The 16,767-nt window shown below is 66.2% G+C and carries 15 protein-coding genes; 11 read left to right on the top strand and 4 right to left on the bottom strand.

Features of this window, described 5'->3' with window-relative positions; translation table 11 throughout:
- Window positions 1-22: 22 nt before the first annotated feature.
- From U1702_RS13180 to U1702_RS13155, 6 genes are all read left to right on the top strand, one after another.
- Window positions 23-355: an ArsR/SmtB family transcription factor gene (locus U1702_RS13180; RefSeq protein ID WP_332725360.1), complete on the top strand. Its 333-nt coding sequence runs from the start codon at window positions 23-25 to the stop codon at window positions 353-355.
- Window positions 352-744, top strand: a complete 393-nt coding sequence (locus U1702_RS13175) for a VOC family protein (RefSeq protein WP_332725358.1) — start codon at window positions 352-354, stop codon at window positions 742-744. The genes U1702_RS13180 and U1702_RS13175 overlap by 4 nt, the downstream gene beginning before the upstream one ends.
- Window positions 745-757: 13 nt before the next feature.
- Complete coding sequence (locus tag U1702_RS13170) at window positions 758-1,282, top strand: SRPBCC family protein (RefSeq protein WP_332725355.1); 525 nt, start codon at window positions 758-760, stop codon at window positions 1,280-1,282.
- A 101-nt stretch (window positions 1,283-1,383) separates the two neighbouring features.
- A complete protein-coding gene (gene tsaD, locus U1702_RS13165) occupies window positions 1,384-2,409 on the top strand; it encodes a tRNA (adenosine(37)-N6)-threonylcarbamoyltransferase complex transferase subunit TsaD (RefSeq protein WP_332725353.1) in 1,026 nt (341 codons plus the stop codon).
- On the top strand, window positions 2,406-3,383 hold the full coding sequence (locus U1702_RS13160; RefSeq protein ID WP_332725351.1) for an NAD(P)H-dependent glycerol-3-phosphate dehydrogenase: 978 nt from the start codon (window positions 2,406-2,408) through the stop codon (window positions 3,381-3,383). Before tsaD ends, U1702_RS13160 begins: the two co-directional genes overlap by 4 nt.
- Window positions 3,380-3,910, top strand: a complete 531-nt coding sequence (locus tag U1702_RS13155; RefSeq protein ID WP_332725348.1) for a DUF1697 domain-containing protein — start codon at window positions 3,380-3,382, stop codon at window positions 3,908-3,910. The genes U1702_RS13160 and U1702_RS13155 overlap by 4 nt, the downstream gene beginning before the upstream one ends.
- On the opposite strand, the gene U1702_RS13150 is transcribed toward U1702_RS13155, so the two are convergent.
- Together U1702_RS13150 and U1702_RS13145 are read right to left on the bottom strand one after the other, a co-directional pair.
- Window positions 3,907-5,742 (bottom strand): AsmA family protein, encoded by a 1,836-nt coding sequence (locus U1702_RS13150; RefSeq protein ID WP_332725346.1) that lies wholly within the window; start codon window positions 5,740-5,742, stop codon window positions 3,907-3,909. The two genes, U1702_RS13155 and U1702_RS13150, sit on opposite strands and share 4 nt — an antisense overlap.
- 62 nt (window positions 5,743-5,804) lie before the next feature.
- On the bottom strand, window positions 5,805-5,966 hold the full coding sequence (locus U1702_RS13145; protein ID WP_332725344.1) for a DUF1674 domain-containing protein: 162 nt from the start codon (window positions 5,964-5,966) through the stop codon (window positions 5,805-5,807).
- A 64-nt stretch (window positions 5,967-6,030) separates the two neighbouring features.
- On the opposite strand from U1702_RS13145, the gene htpX reads away from it, so the two are divergent.
- The 5 genes from htpX to purH all read left to right on the top strand — a co-directional run bounded on the left by htpX (window position 6,031) and on the right by purH (window position 12,429).
- Entirely contained in the window at window positions 6,031-6,999 is a 969-nt protein-coding gene (gene htpX, locus U1702_RS13140) for a zinc metalloprotease HtpX (protein WP_332725342.1), read from the top strand.
- A 132-nt stretch (window positions 7,000-7,131) separates the two neighbouring features.
- Window positions 7,132-8,403 carry an RsmB/NOP family class I SAM-dependent RNA methyltransferase gene (locus U1702_RS13135; protein WP_332725340.1) on the top strand — a complete coding sequence of 424 codons (1,272 nt, stop codon included), beginning with the start codon at window positions 7,132-7,134 and terminating at the stop codon, window positions 8,401-8,403.
- Window positions 8,404-8,419: 16 nt separating this feature from the next.
- A complete protein-coding gene (gene rpe / locus U1702_RS13130) occupies window positions 8,420-9,079 on the top strand; it encodes a ribulose-phosphate 3-epimerase (RefSeq protein WP_332725337.1) in 660 nt (219 codons plus the stop codon).
- 131 nt (window positions 9,080-9,210) lie between these two features.
- Window positions 9,211-10,824: a heparinase II/III family protein gene (locus tag U1702_RS13125; RefSeq protein WP_332726388.1), complete on the top strand. Its 1,614-nt coding sequence runs from the start codon at window positions 9,211-9,213 to the stop codon at window positions 10,822-10,824.
- A gap of 39 nt (window positions 10,825-10,863) precedes the next feature.
- Entirely contained in the window at window positions 10,864-12,429 is a 1,566-nt protein-coding gene (purH, locus tag U1702_RS13120) for a bifunctional phosphoribosylaminoimidazolecarboxamide formyltransferase/IMP cyclohydrolase (protein ID WP_332725335.1), read from the top strand.
- Here the strand turns inward: purH and U1702_RS13115 are convergent.
- Window positions 12,426-13,943 (bottom strand): lipopolysaccharide biosynthesis protein, encoded by a 1,518-nt coding sequence (locus U1702_RS13115; RefSeq protein WP_332725333.1) that lies wholly within the window; start codon window positions 13,941-13,943, stop codon window positions 12,426-12,428. The two genes, purH and U1702_RS13115, sit on opposite strands and share 4 nt — an antisense overlap.
- Window positions 13,940-16,708 (bottom strand): DNA polymerase I, encoded by a 2,769-nt coding sequence (gene polA / locus U1702_RS13110; RefSeq protein ID WP_332725331.1) that lies wholly within the window; start codon window positions 16,706-16,708, stop codon window positions 13,940-13,942. Before polA ends, U1702_RS13115 begins: the two co-directional genes overlap by 4 nt.
- Window positions 16,709-16,767: the final 59 nt, after the last annotated feature.

The raw sequence follows: 16,767 nt of genomic DNA, 5'->3' as shown, positions 1-16,767 counted from the left end.
CAGCGAGCCGTAACTAAACCAAATGGTTGAACGACTCGACGCCACCTTTCATGCCCTCGCCGATCCCACGCGGCGCGGCATGCTCGCCTCGCTCAAGCTGGGCGAAAAAAGCATCGGCGACTTGGCGCAACCCTATGCGATGAGTTTCGCCGGGGCGTCCAAGCATGTGCAGGTGCTCGAACGCGCCGGCCTCGTCACCCGGCGGAAAGTCGGCCGCACCCAACTCTGTCGCCTCCAAGCCGCACCACTGGCCGAGGCAGAGGCATGGCTTCAGCAATGGGCGGCCTTCTGGACAACGCGCCTCGACAATCTTGAAAATCTGCTCCGCGACGCCCCCACAGGAGACGCAACATGAAAGCCACTCCCTTCCTGATGTTTCAGGGCGGCAAGGCCGAGGCCGCGCTCGATTTCTATGTCGAACATATCCCCGGCAGCCGCATCGACTCACTTGAGCGCTTCGGCCCCGCTGGACCCGGCCCGGAAGGCTCGGTGCTGCGCGGCTATGCCACCATCGCGGGTCAAGCGGTGATGGTCCATGACAGCTTCATCACCCACGGCTTCGACTTCACGCCGTCCTGGTCCTTTTTCCTCGATTGCGACGACGAAGCCGGGTTCGACCGCCTGTTCGCGTTGCTGTCGGATGGCGGCAGCGTGCTGATGCCCCCCGACAATTACGGCTGGAGCGCAAAATTCGGCTGGGTCAGCGACCACTTCGGCATCTCCTGGCAACTCAATCTCGACTGAAGGGACCGCCCCCATGCCCGCACTCGATATCCTCAGCGCCGATACCATCCGCATGGAACGCATCCTCGACGCGCCGCCCGCAACCGTATGGCGCTACCTCGCCGAGGCAAGTTTGCGGCAGCAATGGTTCGCGGGCGGCACCGATGCGCGGGCTGGTGCACCGGTCGAGCTGGTGTTCGATCACGACAATCTCTCCGCCGACGACGTCCCCTACCCCGAGAAATACGCGAAGTGGAAAGGCGGGGTGGGCCGCGAGACGGTGGTCGAATATGATCCGCCGCACGTCCTCGCAATCAGCTGGGATGAGGGCAAGGAAGGCACTGCCCGCTTCGAGCTCTTCGCCGAAGGGGCGGACAAAACCCGCCTCGTTCTCATTCATAGCGGCATTACCGGTCCCGGTCCGATGGCCAATTTCGGCGGCGGCTGGCATTCTCACCTCGCCGTCCTGCAAGGACTGCTCGCGGGCGAACCGGTGCGCGATTTCTGGGCGTTGCATGCCGAATCGGAGGCCGAGGTTGCAGAGGTGCTGAGGGGATAAGTTGCTCACGCAAGGTGCGAAAAGACCTTCTTCTCTGCGCCTCTGCGCCAACAAACCGCCCGCCCTTCGACAAACCGCCGCTGCATCCCTAGATCGGCCTCATGCTGATCCTCGGCCTCGAATCCAGTTGTGACGAAACCGCCGCCGCCATCGTCACCGGCGATCGGCTAGTCCTCGCCCACCGCCTCGCGCGGCAGGACGAGGCGCATCGCCCGTTCGGCGGCGTCGTCCCCGAAATCGCGGCACGCGCGCATGTCGAGGCGTTGGGACCACTGGTCGAGGGCGCACTGGCGGACGCAGGCGTCACCCTTGCCGAAGTCGATGCCATCGCCGCCACTGCCGGTCCCGGCCTGATCGGTGGCGTCATGGTCGGCCTCGTCACCGGGAAAGCCTTGGCCCACGCCGCCAACAAGCCGCTGATCGGCGTCAACCATCTGGAGGGCCACGCGCTGTCCCCGCGTCTCGCCGATCCCGACCTCGCTTTCCCCTATCTCCTGCTGCTCGTCTCCGGCGGTCATTGCCAGCTGCTGCTGGTGCAGGGCGTGGGCAGTTACCGCCGCCTCGCCACCACCATCGACGATGCGGCGGGCGAAGCGTTCGACAAGACCGCGAAACTGCTTGGCCTCGGCTTCCCCGGCGGTCCCGCAGTCGAGCAGGCCGCGCGGCATGGCGACCCCAAATCTGTCCCGCTCCCGCGCCCGCTGGTCGGCTCGGGCGAACCGCATTTCTCCTTCGCCGGCCTCAAAAGCGACGTCGCGCGGAAAGCCGACAAATACCCTGTCGCCGATCTCGCCGCGTCATTTCAGCAGGCGGTGGTCGATTGCCTGGTCGATCGCACCCGCATCGCGCTGGCCAAGGCCCCGCAAGCCACCGCGCTCGTCGTCGCGGGCGGGGTCGCCGCCAACACTGCCGTCCGCGCCGCGCTCCAGCAGCTTGCCGGCAGCCATGACCTGCCCTTTATCGCGCCGCCGCTCTGGCTCTGCACCGATAATGCCGCCATGATCGCTTGGGCCGGGGCGGAGCGGTTCGCGCTTGGCCTCACCGATCCGCTCGATATGCCCGCGCGCCCGCGCTGGCCGCTTGATCCGGATGCGGAAAAGGTGCGCGGCGCAGGGGTAAAGGCATGAGAATAGGAGTCCTTGGCGGCGGTGCATGGGGGACCGCACTGGGACAGGTCGCGGCGCGTAACGACCAGCCTGTCACCCTGTGGGCACGCGAGATCGACGTCGTGACGTCGATCAACGAATCGCATGAGAACAGCAGCTTCCTGTCCGGCGTCCCGCTGTCCCCCTCGATCCGCGCTACCGGCGACCTGGCCGATCTGGCCGGCAGCGACGCGCTGCTTGTCGTCGTTCCCGCGCAATTCCTGCGTTCGGTCCTGTCGCAACTTCAGGCGGGCAACCGACCGCTCGTGCTGTGCGCCAAGGGGATCGAGGCGGGCACGCAGAAACTCGTCGCCGAAATCGCCCGCGAACTCCACCCCAACGCCCCGGTCGCGGTACTGTCCGGCCCGACCTTCGCGCATGAGGTTGCCGCAGGGCTCCCTACCGCCGTCACGCTGGCGTGCGAGGATGACGATCTGCGCGATCAACTCGCCGAGCGCATCGCCGGTCCGGCTTTCCGCACCTATGCCTCGTCCGACGTCACCGGCGCGGAGATCGGCGGCGCGGTCAAGAACGTCCTCGCCATCGCGTGCGGCGTGGTCGAGGGGGCGGGACTGGGCCTCAACGCCCGCGCCGCGCTGATCGCGCGCGGGTTCGCCGAAATGACCCGTTTCGGCGTTGCACGCGGCGGACGGCCCGAAACGCTGGCGGGCCTGTCCGGCCTTGGCGACCTCGTCCTTACCTGCTCGTCGACCAATTCGCGCAACTTCTCGCTCGGCGTAGGTCTGGGGCAGGGCAAGGCCGCCGCCGATCTCCTCGCCGACCGCCGCACCGTGGCCGAAGGCGCTGCCACCGCCCCGGTGCTGCGCGAGGCGGCAATTGCCGCGGGGGTTGACATGCCCGTCACCGAAGCCGTCTGCGCCCTGCTCGAAGGCGCGCCCGTGCGCGACATCGTCCAGTCGCTGCTCGCGCGCCCGCTCCGGGAAGAAGCCCGGTGAGATGGGCGGCGCTGCTGCGCGGCATCAACCTCGGCAAACGCCAGCTCAAATCGGCGGAACTAAAAGCAGTGGTCGAGGGCTTGGGCCACACCGACGTTAAGACCCTGCTCGCCTCCGGCAACGTCGTCTTCACCGCGCAGGATACCGATGCCGCCACGCTGGAAGCGCAAATCCACGAAGCGTTGCAAGCACAAACCGGCCTCAAATCCGAAATCTTCGTCCGCACGCCCGATAATATGGCCGCGATCGTCGCCGCGAACCCCTTTCCGGAGGAGGTGAAAACCCGCCCCAGCTTTGTCGTCGTCACCTTCCACCGGAAACCCGTCGCCGCGGACAGGGTCGATGCTGCCATGGCCGAGGATAATGGCCCTGAGCGCGCGCAGGCGATCGGCCGCGAACTCTATATCGACTTCCCCCAGGGCCAAGCCCGCTCGATCCTCCACGCGCCGCTGGGAAAGGCGACGCGCGACCCGATCGTCACCGCCCGCAACTGGAACACGGTCCTCAAAATCCGCGACGCGCTCTAACGCATCGCCCGCGCCGCCAGTCCGGCGCAATCTGCATCGCTCGCCAGCGGCGGCCGGTCGCCCGCAATCGCCTCGCCCAGCATCTTCAATACCGTGCCGACGCCCTTTTCCTTCCCCGGCACGCGCGGCGACGGCGCCTTGATCGTGCCGCCGATCGGCACCGGCTCGCTCAGCCGCAGGATGCTGTCTTTCTTGGGCGATCCCATCATGCTGAGCGAAAGTCCCTCGGTCGCCAGATTGATCGTGCCCGACACGCGTGATTGCGAGCGCGATGTGTCGATCACCAGCGGGCTCATCCGCGCCGTGCCGCGCGCCACATCCATTCGCACGATCAGACAGCGCAGCGACGCCACGTCCTGTTTATCCGCAAACACCCCGCGCCCGACGTCCAGCCCCAGGAACGATGCCAGCTTCGCCGGGATCCGGCCCTGACCCGACACCAGCGCCACCGTCCCGGTCGAACGCCCGACCGCCGCGCGCACCGTTTCGCCTTCGCCGCTCAGCCGCACGATCCCGCGCAATGGCGCGTCGATCGCATCGCTCCCGGCCAGCGTCCCGATCGTCGATCCGTCCAGCTTCAAATCCATCGTCAGCGTGGGCAGCGCCTTGCCGCCACGCTGGTCGATGACCACGCGTCCGCTCAACACGCCGCGCACCAGTCCCATCTCGAACGGCGAGACCGTCAGTCGCGCATTGTCGAGCGTCAGCGTGCCGACGGCGCGACGAAACGGTCCAGCGCTTTCGCCGATCAGCCGGTCGACCCGCACGCGCAGCACGCCATCGACATCGGACACGTTCTTCAGGTCGATTCGCGTCCCCGGTACGATGCGGGGGCCGAGCTGCGCTTTTCTGGCGGCACCGATCGCAAGCCCGCGGTTGTTCGACAGATCGTTGAACTCCAGCACCGCCAGCCGCAATGTACCGTCGATCTTCGGACGCTCGCCGCTCTTGTCCACCGTCGCCGTCGCGCTCGACAGCCGCGACTGCCCGATGGTGCCGGACAGCTTCTCGATCTTCCACACCTCACCCGTGCGCTCGACTGTTCCGCGCAGCGCCACCGGCTGCGTCCCCAGCAGCCCGGCCTCGATCACCCGGTCGATATCGAGCAGATCGTTGCCGCGCGCGTCGATGTCGAAGCGCATGTTGCGCGCATCCAGCGGTGCGGCCATCGTGCCCTTCAGCGCGATCCGCGTCGTCGGCCCCATGATCGAAGCGGTGAATGGCCACGCCGTCCGCCGCGCAATCGGATCGCCGCTGAACGCGATCTTCACCGGCTCCTCGCCCAGCGCACCGTTGCCGACCGCGCGAAACCCGGTCGCGTCCGAGTCCACCCGCACCACCGCGCGCCGGTCGCGCTTGGCATCGCGGTAATCCACGGTCAGGTTGCGGACGATCAGTTCCTCTAGCCCGCCGCCGCCTCGATTACGGCGCTTGCCCTGTCCGCGATCCCAGTTCCTGCGCCCGTCCTTGTTGCGGATCAGCGTGACCCGGCCATTCTCTACCGAGATCGGATCCGGGTCGATCCGCCCGATCAGAATCGGCAGCACCGGCAGACGCAGGCTGGCACGCTCGACCCGTAGCAACTCGCCTTTTCCGGCCCACGCTGGTTGCGCGATACGAATGTCGCGCAGGTCCAGCGCGGGGTTGAATGAAAAGAAGCCGCGCCGCTCGATCGACCCGATCGTCACCGGCGCCCCGACCCGTTCCGCCAGCGCGCGCTCGGCGTTGCCCTTGAACGCGCCCCATGGGAACATCGCCAGGATCAGCAACAACAATAGGATCGCGGCGGCAACGCCGATCACGATCTTGATAATCAGGGGTTTAGCCGTCACCGTCATCCTCGCTTGACGCGCAGCCACAGGAATCGTTCCGCCTCCGTCTCGTTAACTGGGCGTCAGAAATCGACCGCTATCCCCTTGCGTTCCCAGTCGCCATAGCGTGTCGGGTCGTTGCCCAGCGGGTCGGCATCCGGCCGCGTTATCGGTTCCGGCTTCGGCACCGGCGTGTTCGGTGACAGGTGCGCGGGCGGTTTCACATGGTCGGGGCGCTTGCCCATGATATCCTCGATTGAAGCCAGCGGACGCTATGCCCACATTGAACCTGCAAAGGAGCAAAGCCAAGTGAACGGTTTCAAGACGACGATGCTGCTGGCGGCGCTGACCGCGCTGTTCATGGCGCTCGGTTTCACCATCGGCGGTCGCGGGGGCATGATGCTCGCGCTGCTGGTCGCGGTGGGCATGAACCTCTTCACTTACTGGAACGCGGACAAGATCGTGCTGAAAATGCACAATGCCAGGCAGGTCGATGCCGAGTCCGCCCCGGAATTCTACACCCTCGTCGCCAGCCTCGCCCAGCGCGCCAGCCTGCCGATGCCCAAGGTTTACGTCATCGATTCCCCCCACCCCAACGCGTTCGCCACCGGGCGCAATCCTGAGAATGCGGCGGTCGCGGCCACGACCGGCCTGCTGAATATGCTGAACCGCGACGAGATTGCGGGCGTAATGGCGCACGAACTCGCCCATGTCCGTAATCGTGACACGCTTATCATGACGATGGTGGCGACGATCGCAGGTGCCATCTCGATGCTCGCCAATTTCGGGATGTTCTTTCGCGGCGGCGGGGGTCGCGGTGCGATACTGGCGACCATCCTTGCAGTGATCGTCGCGCCCTTCGCCGCGATGATCGTGCAGATGGCGATCAGCCGCACGCGCGAATATGGCGCGGATCGCGGCGGCGCGGAGATTTCGGGCAACCCCCGCGCGCTCGCGTCGGCGCTGGCCAAGCTGGCGCGCGGCGCGGCGGCGATCCCCAACCCGGTCGCCGAGCGTGTTCCGGCGACGGCGCAACTCTACATCGTCCCCGGCCTGTCGCGCGGCGGGGACAGCATGTTCTCGACCCATCCTGACACCGGCAACCGCATTGCCGCGCTGGAGGCGATGGCGGTCGAAATGGGCCAGTCCGCCCCGCTTGACAGTTTCGCCGCAAACCCATCGAAACCGTCAAGACTGTCAACGACCCGCCCCTCCGCCCTCGGCGTCCGCCCCACCCCGCGCCGCTCCAGCGCGCTCGATCCCAACCGGCGCGGCTGATGGTCGATGGACCTGGTGATATCGCTGCGGCACTGATGAGTTACGACCGGAAAGAGCCACGCTGGCTCACCGGATTGCGAATTGTAACGCTCGTCGCACTCGTGACGGCAACTGTATGGATCATCCGAAGCCTTGTCTGATCGTCGCCCTCCCGCCGACCCGCCCGGCGTGCCCGCCCGCCGTGCTGCGTTGCGCCTGCTCGATGCCGTGCTTCGGCGTGGTCTTGCGATCGAACAGGCGCTCGACAATGCCGCGTCCAGCCTGTCCCCGCCCGACCGGGGGCTGGCGCACGCCATCGCCGCCGAAGTTCTGCGCCGCCTCGCCGATCTCGACGCGCTGATCGACAGCGCGACTCAGCGCAACTTGCCCGACGATGCCAAGGCGCGCTTTGCGTTGCGTATCGCGCTGGTTCAGGTGCTTCGCCTCGGTACCCCGCCGCACGCCGCGATTTCGACCGCATTGCCGCTGGTCGATGGCGGCCCGCGCAAGCTGGTCCATGGCGTGTTCGGATCGCTGATGCGAAAGGGGGTGACGCTGCCCGACCTTCCGGCGCTGCCTGCGCCGGTCCATTTCCGCCTCGCCAAAAACTGGGGTGAGGATGTCGCACAGGCGGCCGCTGCCGCCATCGCGGTCCCGCCGCCGCTCGACCTCAGCTTTCACGGCGATGCGCCGAAGATCGACGGCGAAAGCCTCCTCCCCGGCCATCTGCGCATCCCGGGCAATCAGGCCGTGCCGCAACTCGAAGGGTTCGCGGAGGGCGGCTGGTGGGTGCAGGACATCGCCGCCTCGCTCCCCGCGCGGTTGTTGGGAAAGGGTAATGGGCGCGTCCTCGACCTGTGCGCCGCGCCGGGTGGCAAGACGCTGCAGCTCGCCGCCGCCGGCTGGGACGTCACCGCCGTCGATGTCTCGCAAAGTCGTCTGGCGCGACTTTCAGAAAACCTGACCCGCACTGGTTTGAAGGTGAAGATCGTCACCGCCGATCTGCTCAAATGGGCACCCGATTTCCGCCCCGACGCCGTCCTGCTCGACGCGCCGTGCAGCGCCACCGGCATCTTCCGCCGTCATCCCGACGTGCTTCACCGCGTCAGTCCGCGCATCATCGCCGAAATGGCCGAGCTTCAGTCGCAGCTCTTTTTCCGCGCCGCGAAGTGGGTCCGCACGGGTGGAACCTTGGTCTATGCGACTTGCTCGCTGGAGCCGGAGGAGGGCGAGCATCAGCTCGAAACCTTCCTCGCCGCCAACACCGATTTCGTGACCGATCCGATCCGTGGCGATGAACTGCCCGATGACGTCACGCCGCACGAACGTGGCTGGCTGCGCACGCTGCCGGGGATGCTGGCCGACAAGGGTGGCCTCGACGGCTTCTTCATGGTGCGGTTGAAGCGAGTTGCGGGCGATTCCTGACCTGTTAAAGGACAGCATGACTTCCGTCCGTATCGCCCCCTCGATCCTCTCCGCCGACTTCGCCAAATTGGGGGATGAAGTGCGCGCGATCGACGTGGCCGGGGCTGACTGGATCCATATTGACGTGATGGACGGCCATTTCGTCCCCAACATCACGATCGGCCCAGCGGTCATCAAGGCGCTGCGCCCGCACACCGCCAAACCGTTCGACGTCCATCTGATGATCGCGCCAGCCGATCCAATGTTGCAGGCGTTCGCCGATGCCGGTGCTGACTGCATCTCGGTCCACCCCGAATCCGGCCCGCACCTCCACCGCACGCTTCAGACGATCAAGGCGCTGGGCAAGCGTGCGGGCGTGGTGCTCAATCCTGCCACGCCCATCGATGTCGTCGATCACGTCATGGACATGGTCGACCTGATCCTGGTGATGAGCGTCAACCCGGGCTTTGGCGGCCAGAAATTCATCGAAAGCCAGTTGCCCAAGATTTCGGCCCTGCGCGCCCGCATCGACGCCAGCGGTCGCCAGATCGACCTTGAGGTCGATGGCGGCGTCGATCAGGGCAATGCCGCGCGCGTCATCGCCGCCGGTGCCGATGCGCTGGTAGCCGGAACCGCCGCCTTCAAGGGTGGGCCGGGCCATTACGCCTCCAATATCACCGCGTTACGGGCGGGGTGACGGTGGAGGGCGACGACCCCGCGACCGAGGGGCCAGATACCGATGGGATTCAGCAGGGCAAAAGGCTGATCCGGATCGGGGGCGACAGGGGCCTGTCGCTGGCGGACCGCATTTCCGAGCGTTTTTATCGCATGACCTGGCGCACCCCCATTCACAGCTTTCGTCTAAAGGGGCGGCATCCGCTCAAGCTCATCGCCGTCATCGATGATCCGTTCATGGGCGATCCGGCACGCGGCAATGCCTTGCTGGACGGCCGCATGCTCTTTCGCGGCGAAAGTCACGATCTCGAAACACTCGATCCGGCACGGCCAGTTTGGTCAAAGCCGTTCGGCGATTATTTCCACAGCTTCGCGTGGCTGCGCGACCTCTCCACCGTCTGCACCCGCGCTCAGGCCGCGCCGATTGCCGAGGCGCTGATGCGCAAATGGCTGGGCGCGCATGCCGAAAAGGTTGCCGACCCGGCATGGCGCGCGGACTTGTGGGGCCGCCGCATCCAGTTCTGGACCGCACATGCCCCGCTGCTGCTGTCGAGCACCGACCTCGTTTACCGGTCAAAGGTGCTCCACGCCCTCGCGCGCGGCGCCCGCCATCTTGATCGCGCGGCGGATCGCGTGCCATCGGGCGTACAGCGCATCGCCGCATGGTGCGGTGTCCTCACCGCAGGCCTGATGATCCCCGGCGGCGATCCGCGCCGTAATTTCGGCGAGGCCGGGCTCGCCCGCGCGCTGACCGCCACGATCAGTGAGGATGGTGGCATCGCCGGACGTTCCCCGATGGCGCTGCTCGACGCGATTATGCTACTGACGCTGTTGCGCGAAGCCTATGCCTCGCGCCGCCTCGACGCGCCGGAGAGCGTGACCGGCGCGCTGACCCGTATGGTCACCGCCTTGCTCGGTATTTCCCATGGCGACCGGGGCCTCGCCAGCTGGCAGGGCGGGGTGCCGGTCGATGGCGACACGATCGACGCCATCGTCGCCGCCACCGGCGCGCGCGTCCGTCCGCTGCGGCAGGCACGCGAATGGGGCTATCAGCGCGTCGCCCAGCAACGCACCGTCCTCATCATGGACGCCGCGCCCCCGCCGATCGCGCGCGTGATGGAGGGCGGCTGTGCCTCCACGCTCGCGTTCGAGTTCTCGGACGGCCCCGACCGCATCGTCGTCAGCTGCGGCGGTGCGCGCGGTGCCGATCTGCGCCTGCCGCCCGCGCTGACCGAGGGGCTGCGCACCAGTGCGGCGCATTCGACGCTGATCGTCGGCGACAGCAATTCCACCGCGATCCACCCGGACGGTACGCTGGGACGCGGCGTGGTCGAAATGGAGCTGAGCCGTCAGGAAACCGACACCGCCAGCCGGATCGAAGCGAGCCATGACGGCTATGTCCGCCGTCACGGCCTCATCCACCGCCGCCAGATCGCGCTGGGTGCCGATGGCCGTGATGTGCGGGGCGAGGACATGCTGTTACCGGCCGGGCGCAAGGGCAAGCGCGACTCGACCCCCTTTGCGATCCGCTTCCACCTCCATCCCACGGTCGACGTTTCCCCCACCGCCGATGGCGCCGGCGCATTGCTTCGCACGCCATCGGGCAGCGCGTGGCAGTTCCGCGCACGCGGCGGCGCACTGGCGATCGAGGAAAGCGTATGGATCGACGGCAAGGGGATTCCGCGCGAATCGCAACAGCTTGTCCTGACCGGTGAATCCCCCGCCGGCGGCACCAGCATCTCCTGGCTGTTCCACCGCGCGCGTTAGGGGTTGCGTGAGGTGCCTGACGCCGTAAAGCGCGCGGCCATGACCAGCATCCCGATCCGCCGCGCCCTGATCTCGGTTTCCGACAAGACCGGCATCGTCGAACTCGCAAAGTCGCTCGCCGCCAAGGGCGTCGAACTGGTCTCGACCGGCGGTACGGCCAAGGCTTTGCGCGACGCTGGCCTTGAAGTCCGCGACATTTCCGATCTCACCGGTTTCCCGGAAATGATGGACGGCCGCGTCAAGACGCTGCACCCGAACGTTCACGGCGGCCTCCTCGCGGTGCGCGACGATGCCGGACACATGGCATCGGCCAGCGACCACGCCATCGGCATGATCGACCTAGTCGTGGTCAACCTCTATCCCTTCGCCCAGACCGTGGCCAAGGGTGCAAGCCGCGACGAAATCATCGAGAATATCGACATCGGCGGCCCTTCGATGGTTCGCTCGGCGGCCAAGAACCACGCGTTTGTCGCCATCGTTACCGACCCGGCCGACTATGCCATCGTCGCAACCGCCGAAACCACGCTGGACGATCGCCGCCGCTTCGCTGCCAAGGCCTACGCCCTGACCGCGCAGTACGACGCCGCCATCGCCAACTGGTTCGCCTTTGCCGATCAGGGTCAGCGTTTCCCCGACACGCTGCCGCTGGTGTTCCGGCGCGGGGAGGAACTGCGTTACGGCGAAAACCCGCATCAGTCCGCCGCGCTCTATCTGCCTACCGGCCCCGCTGCACGCGGCATCGCGCAGGCGCAACAGCTGCAGGGCAAGGCACTCAGCTATAATAATTACAATGATGCCGACGCCGCGCTGGAGCTGGTCAGCGAATTCCGCGACGGCCCGCCGACCGTCGTCATCGTCAAGCACGCCAACCCGTGTGGCGTCGCCACCGCCGACACGCTGGTCGATGCGTACAAGGCGGCACTCGTCTGCGACAGCGTCTCCGCATTCGGCGGCATCATCGCGCTCAACCGCCCACTCGACGCCGACACCGCGCGCGCGATCAGCGACATCTTCACCGAAGTCGTCGTCGCCCCGGATGCCAGCGACGACGCGCGAGCGATTTTCGCGGCCAAGAAGAATTTGCGTCTGCTCATCAGCGGCGATCTGCCCGATCCGGCACGCCCCGGCCTGATGCTCAAGACGATCGCTGGCGGCGCGTTGATCCAGTCGCGCGACAATGGCCAGCTAGGTGAATTGAAGGTGGTGACGAAACGCCAGCCGACCGACGCCGAACTCGCCGACTGCCGCTTCGCCTGGACCGTCGCCAAGCACGTCAAGTCCAACGCCATCGTCTATGCGAAGGACGGCAGCACTGCCGGGATTGGCGCGGGCCAGATGAACCGTCTCGAATCCGCGCGTATCGCGGCGTGGAAAGCCAAGGACGCGGCGGAGAAGGCCGGCTGGTCCGAACCCCGCACGATCGGCAGCGCCGTCGCCTCCGACGCCTTCTTCCCTTTCGCCGACGGTCTGCTCGCGGCGATCGAGGCTGGCGCGACGGCTGTGATTCAGCCCGGCGGCTCGATCCGCGACGCCGACGTCATCGCCGCCGCCGACAAGGCCGGGCTGGCGATGGTGTTCACCGGCATGCGGCACTTCCGGCACTAGGCGTTTAAGTCACCCTGTTTTGGCAGCTTCTTGAACAGTGCCTTGTCATCCGGGCCGAATGCGAATTTCCCGATGACGGCGAGATAGGCGATCGCAATCGCCGGGACGCCGACCGACAGTTCCAGCCATTCCAGCCGGTGTGGTAGCAGCGTGAACGCGCCGCCGACCGCGCCGCCTACCGCGAGTGCGGCGACGAATCCGGGCCGCAGACTGAATACCGATGCCTTGGTCAGTCGCGCGAGCAGCCAGCATTTGATTGTCGATCCGATTGCTAACGTTACGGCCAACGCTACCGCCGGTCCCGCCGCCTGCCAGTTGGTGCTCCAGCCCAGGTTTCGCATTGCGAACACCAGCGCGAACGACAGCGCCGCCTGAAATCCCAGCAACAGCAGCGACACCATCAGATTGCGGTGCCGCGCCATATAGACCAGCCCCGCCTCCGCCACCGCGCCGGGCGATGCCAGCACTTCGGCGGCGAGCAGGAAGCACAGCGCCCCCGCTCCCGCCACGAATTGTGGCCCGACCACGCCCATCACGCCCTCCGCCGGGATGCCGCCCATCAGCAGCAGCGCCGCCTGTGCGGTGATGATCCAGAACGCCACCTGCTTCACCTGATGCGCGATGGCGGCATGGTTGCCCGCTGCCAGATTGCGCGCGATCACCGGACCCAAAATGGGGTCGAAGCTCGTTTTCAGCTTTTGCGGAATCGATGCGACCTGCTGCGCCATGTAATAGATGCCGACGATGGCAGGCGGGAAGAGCAGTCCGAGGATGAAACGGTCGATATTGCGCGTGCCCCATTCGATCGCGTCCGCCCCGGCCAGCGGCATGTTGCGCCGTGCCAGCTGAAGCAAGGGCCGCACACGCGGCGACCAGCCATGCGGCAGGCCATAGCTGCGGATGAACGGGATCAGGCTGGCGATCAGCGCCGCTGCCATCGACAGGACATAGGCGATAATCAGCCCGTCGCGCGGCACGACATAATAGAGCGCCCACGCCGCGATGCTAATCGTCCACGGCTCGACGATCGCACGCGCCGTCACTGTCGCTTTCACATTGCCGCGATAGGCAAGCGCCGCGAGGCTGACGTCCGACCAGGCGATGGCAAAAACGATCACCGGCAGCAGCCCGCTCAAGCCTGTCACTGCGCTGTTGGCGTACATGATCTGCGGGAAGGCGAAGAGCACCGCGCTGGCGATCATCGACACCACGAACGCGACGACCATCCCGTCCCATACGACATGGGCATGCGGCCGATCGGTATTGGCCAGCGCCTGTGCCAGCCCGCGTTTCAGGCCAAGCGTCGCCAGCAACGCAGCCAGCTCGACCACCACCACCGCCAGCGCAAACCGCCCGACAATCTCCGGGCCGTACAGCCGTCCGGCAATGAACAAGAATGGCAGCCGCGCGAGCAATCGCAGGAAGAACCCGAAAATGTTCGTCCGTCCGCCCTTGGCCAGCGCGGCAATATCCTCGGGAGCCGCCGCCGAAGGCGCGGGCCGCGCGTCGGTCAATGCGCCGCGCCCCAGCTTGGGCCGGTGCCGATCTCGACCCCCAGCGGTACAGTAAGCTTGACCGCCGGTTCCGCCGCCGTCTCCATCACCCGCCGGATCACCGCAGTCGCCGCCTCGACATCCCCCTCGGGCAGCTCGAACACCAGTTCGTCATGCACCTGCATCAGCATGCGAACGTCGGATAGCCCCGCGTCGAGCAGTGCCGGCCCCATCCGCATCATCGCGCGCTTGATAATATCGGCGCTGGTCCCCTGAATCGGCGCATTGATCGCGGCGCGTTCGGCCCCCTGCCGCTCATGCTGGACGCTGGACTTGATGCGCGAGAAGTGCGTTTTCCGGCCGAACAAGGTCTTGGTGTAGCCCTTCGCCCGGACTTCCTCGATCGTCGAGACGATGTAGTTGTTGATGCCCGGAAACCGCTCGAAGTAGCGGTTTATCATGTCCTGTGCCTCGTCCGCCGTCACGTCGAGCCGACCCGCCAGCCCCCAGCGCGAAATGCCATAGAGGATGGCGAAGTTGATGGTCTTGGCCCGCCCGCGCGTGTCGCGGTTGACCTCGCCGAACAGCTCCATCGCGGTCATGCTGTGAATGTCGTCGCCATTCTCGAACGCGGTGCGCAGCGCGGGGACGTCTGCGATATGCGCCGCCAGCCGCAACTCGATCTGCGAGTAATCGGCGGCGAGGATGACATTGCCCGGCTCGGCCACGAACGCGTCGCGGATCTGCCGCCCGACTTCGGTGCGGATCGGGATGTTCTGGAGGTTCGGATCGGTCGATGACAGCCGTCCGGTCTGTGCGCCGGTCAGCGAATAGCTGGTGTGGACGCGACCGGTCATCGGATTGATCTGCGCCTGCAACGCGTCGGTATAGGTGGACTTCAGCTTCGACAGCTGCCGCCAGTCGAGCACCTTGACTACCATCTCGCGACCGGGGGAATCCTTGTCCGCCGCGATCCGCTCCAGCTCGTTCACGTCGGTCGAATAGACGCCCGACTTGCCCTTGCGGCCCCCTTTGATGCCCATCTTGTCGAACAGCACGTCGCCCAGCTGTTTGGGGCTGCCGATGGTGAATTTGAACCCGGCGATGCCGTGGATTTCTTCCTCCCGCGCCGCGATCTGGTGCGAGAATTCGGTCGAAAGCCGCGACAGCACGCCCGCATCGACTTTCACCCCGGCCATTTCCATGCCAGCGATCACACTGACCAGCGGCCGGTCGACCATCTCATAGACGCGCGTCGCCCCCTCGAACGGCAGGCGCGATTTCAAGCGCCGCCACAGCCGCAGCGTCACATCGGCATCCTCGGCAGCATAGCGCGTCGCCGCCTTCAGATCGATTTCGGCAAAGCCCAGCTGCTTCTTGCCCGTCCCGACCACGTCCTTGTACGCGATGCAGCTGTGCGACAGATGCGTCGCCGCCAGCTCGTCCATACCATGCCCGTGCAGCCCGGCATCGAGGTCGAAGCTCATCACGATCGTGTCGTCATAGGGCGCAATCTCGACCCCGAGCCGCCCCAGCACGATCATGTCGTATTTCAGATTATGCCCGATCTTGAGAACCGCCGGGTCCTCGAACAGCGGTTTCAGCTTTGCCATCACGGTATCGCGGTCCAGCTGGACCGGCTTCTCGGCGAACATGTCGGTCCCGCCATGCGCGACGGGAATATAGCAGGCGAGGTTAGGATGCAGCGCCATGCTGACGCCGACCAGTTCCGCGCGCGTCGCATCGACCCCGGTGGTCTCGGTATCGATCGCCACCCAACCCTGATGCTTCGCCACGGTAATCCAGCGGTCGAGCGCAGCCTCATCGACTACCGTCTCATAGCCGTCATGATTGCAGGGTGGGTCTTCGGGCAGCGGCACCGGCTCGGGGCTGTCCACCGGCGCGTCGGCCACACTGGTACCGGTGCTGCCCAGCCGGTTGAGCAGGGTCTTGAACCCGTGATGCTCAAGGAAGGCGCGGAGCGGCGCTTCGGGAATGCCCTTCAGCTCCAGATCCTCCAGCGGATCGGGCAACGGTACGTCGCAGGCCAGCTCGACCAGCTTGCGCGACAGCCGCGCCATATCGGCATGCTCGATCAAATTGTCGCGCATCTTGGACGGCTTCATCGACGGCGCGGCGGCCAGCACGGCCTCGACATCGCCATATTCGTCGATCAGCTTGGCGGCGGTCTTGGGGCCGATGCCCTTCACCCCCGGCACATTGTCGACGCTGTCGCCCATCAGCGCCAGCACCTCGCCCAGCTTCTCCGGCCCCACACCGAATTTCTCACGCGTATCGTCCGGCCCCAGCCGCCGGTTGTTCATCGTGTCGAGCATGTCGACCGACGGATCGGTCATCAGCTGCATCAGATCCTTGTCGGAACTGACGATCGTTACCTGCCACCCCTGTGCCAGCGCCGCCTTGGTATAGCTGGCGATCAGGTCGTCGGCCTCCCAGCCCAGTTCCTCGATGCACGGCAGCGAAAAGGCGCGGGTCGCGTCGCGGATCATTGGAAATTGCGGGACCAAATCCTCGGGTGCGGGCGGGCGGTGCGCCTTATACTGGTCGTACAGATCGTTGCGGAACGTGTGTTCGCTCTTGTCGAGGATCACCGCCATGTGCGTCGGCCCGTCCGCCGTATTCAGCGCATCCACCAGCTTCCACATCATCGTGATATAGCCATAGACCGCCCCGACCGGCTCGCCATGCTTGTTGGTGAGCGGCGGCAGCCGGTGATAGGCGCGAAAGATATAGCCGGAGCCGTCGACCAGATAGAGATGGGGCATGGCCGGGGCTTAGCAGCGGGCAGCGACCGGGGCGAGACCTAACCGGCGTGTACGCTGGC

This window comes from Sphingomonas sp. LT1P40 (assembly GCF_036663835.1).
Lineage (GTDB): Bacteria > Pseudomonadota > Alphaproteobacteria > Sphingomonadales > Sphingomonadaceae > Sphingomonas.
The sequence above is the reverse complement of the archived record's forward strand: the minus strand, read 5'-3'. Positions and strand labels throughout refer to the sequence as shown.

Excerpts from the sequence above, each read along its gene's own strand:
- U1702_RS13180 (WP_332725360.1), top strand. The coding sequence starts at position 23 with ATGGTTGAACGACTCGACGCCACCTTTCATGCCCTCGCCGATCCCACG.
- U1702_RS13175 (WP_332725358.1), top strand. The coding sequence starts at position 352 with ATGAAAGCCACTCCCTTCCTGATGTTTCAGGGCGGCAAGGCCGAGGCC.
- U1702_RS13170 (WP_332725355.1), top strand. The coding sequence starts at position 758 with ATGCCCGCACTCGATATCCTCAGCGCCGATACCATCCGCATGGAACGC.
- tsaD (WP_332725353.1), top strand. The coding sequence starts at position 1,384 with ATGCTGATCCTCGGCCTCGAATCCAGTTGTGACGAAACCGCCGCCGCC.
- U1702_RS13160 (WP_332725351.1), top strand. The coding sequence starts at position 2,406 with ATGAGAATAGGAGTCCTTGGCGGCGGTGCATGGGGGACCGCACTGGGA.
- U1702_RS13145 (WP_332725344.1), bottom strand. The coding sequence starts at position 5,966 with ATGGGCAAGCGCCCCGACCATGTGAAACCGCCCGCGCACCTGTCACCG.
- rpe (WP_332725337.1), top strand. The coding sequence starts at position 8,420 with ATGACTTCCGTCCGTATCGCCCCCTCGATCCTCTCCGCCGACTTCGCC.
- U1702_RS13125 (WP_332726388.1), top strand. The coding sequence starts at position 9,211 with ATGACCTGGCGCACCCCCATTCACAGCTTTCGTCTAAAGGGGCGGCAT.
- purH (WP_332725335.1), top strand. The coding sequence starts at position 10,864 with ATGACCAGCATCCCGATCCGCCGCGCCCTGATCTCGGTTTCCGACAAG.
- polA (WP_332725331.1), bottom strand. The coding sequence starts at position 16,708 with ATGCCCCATCTCTATCTGGTCGACGGCTCCGGCTATATCTTTCGCGCC.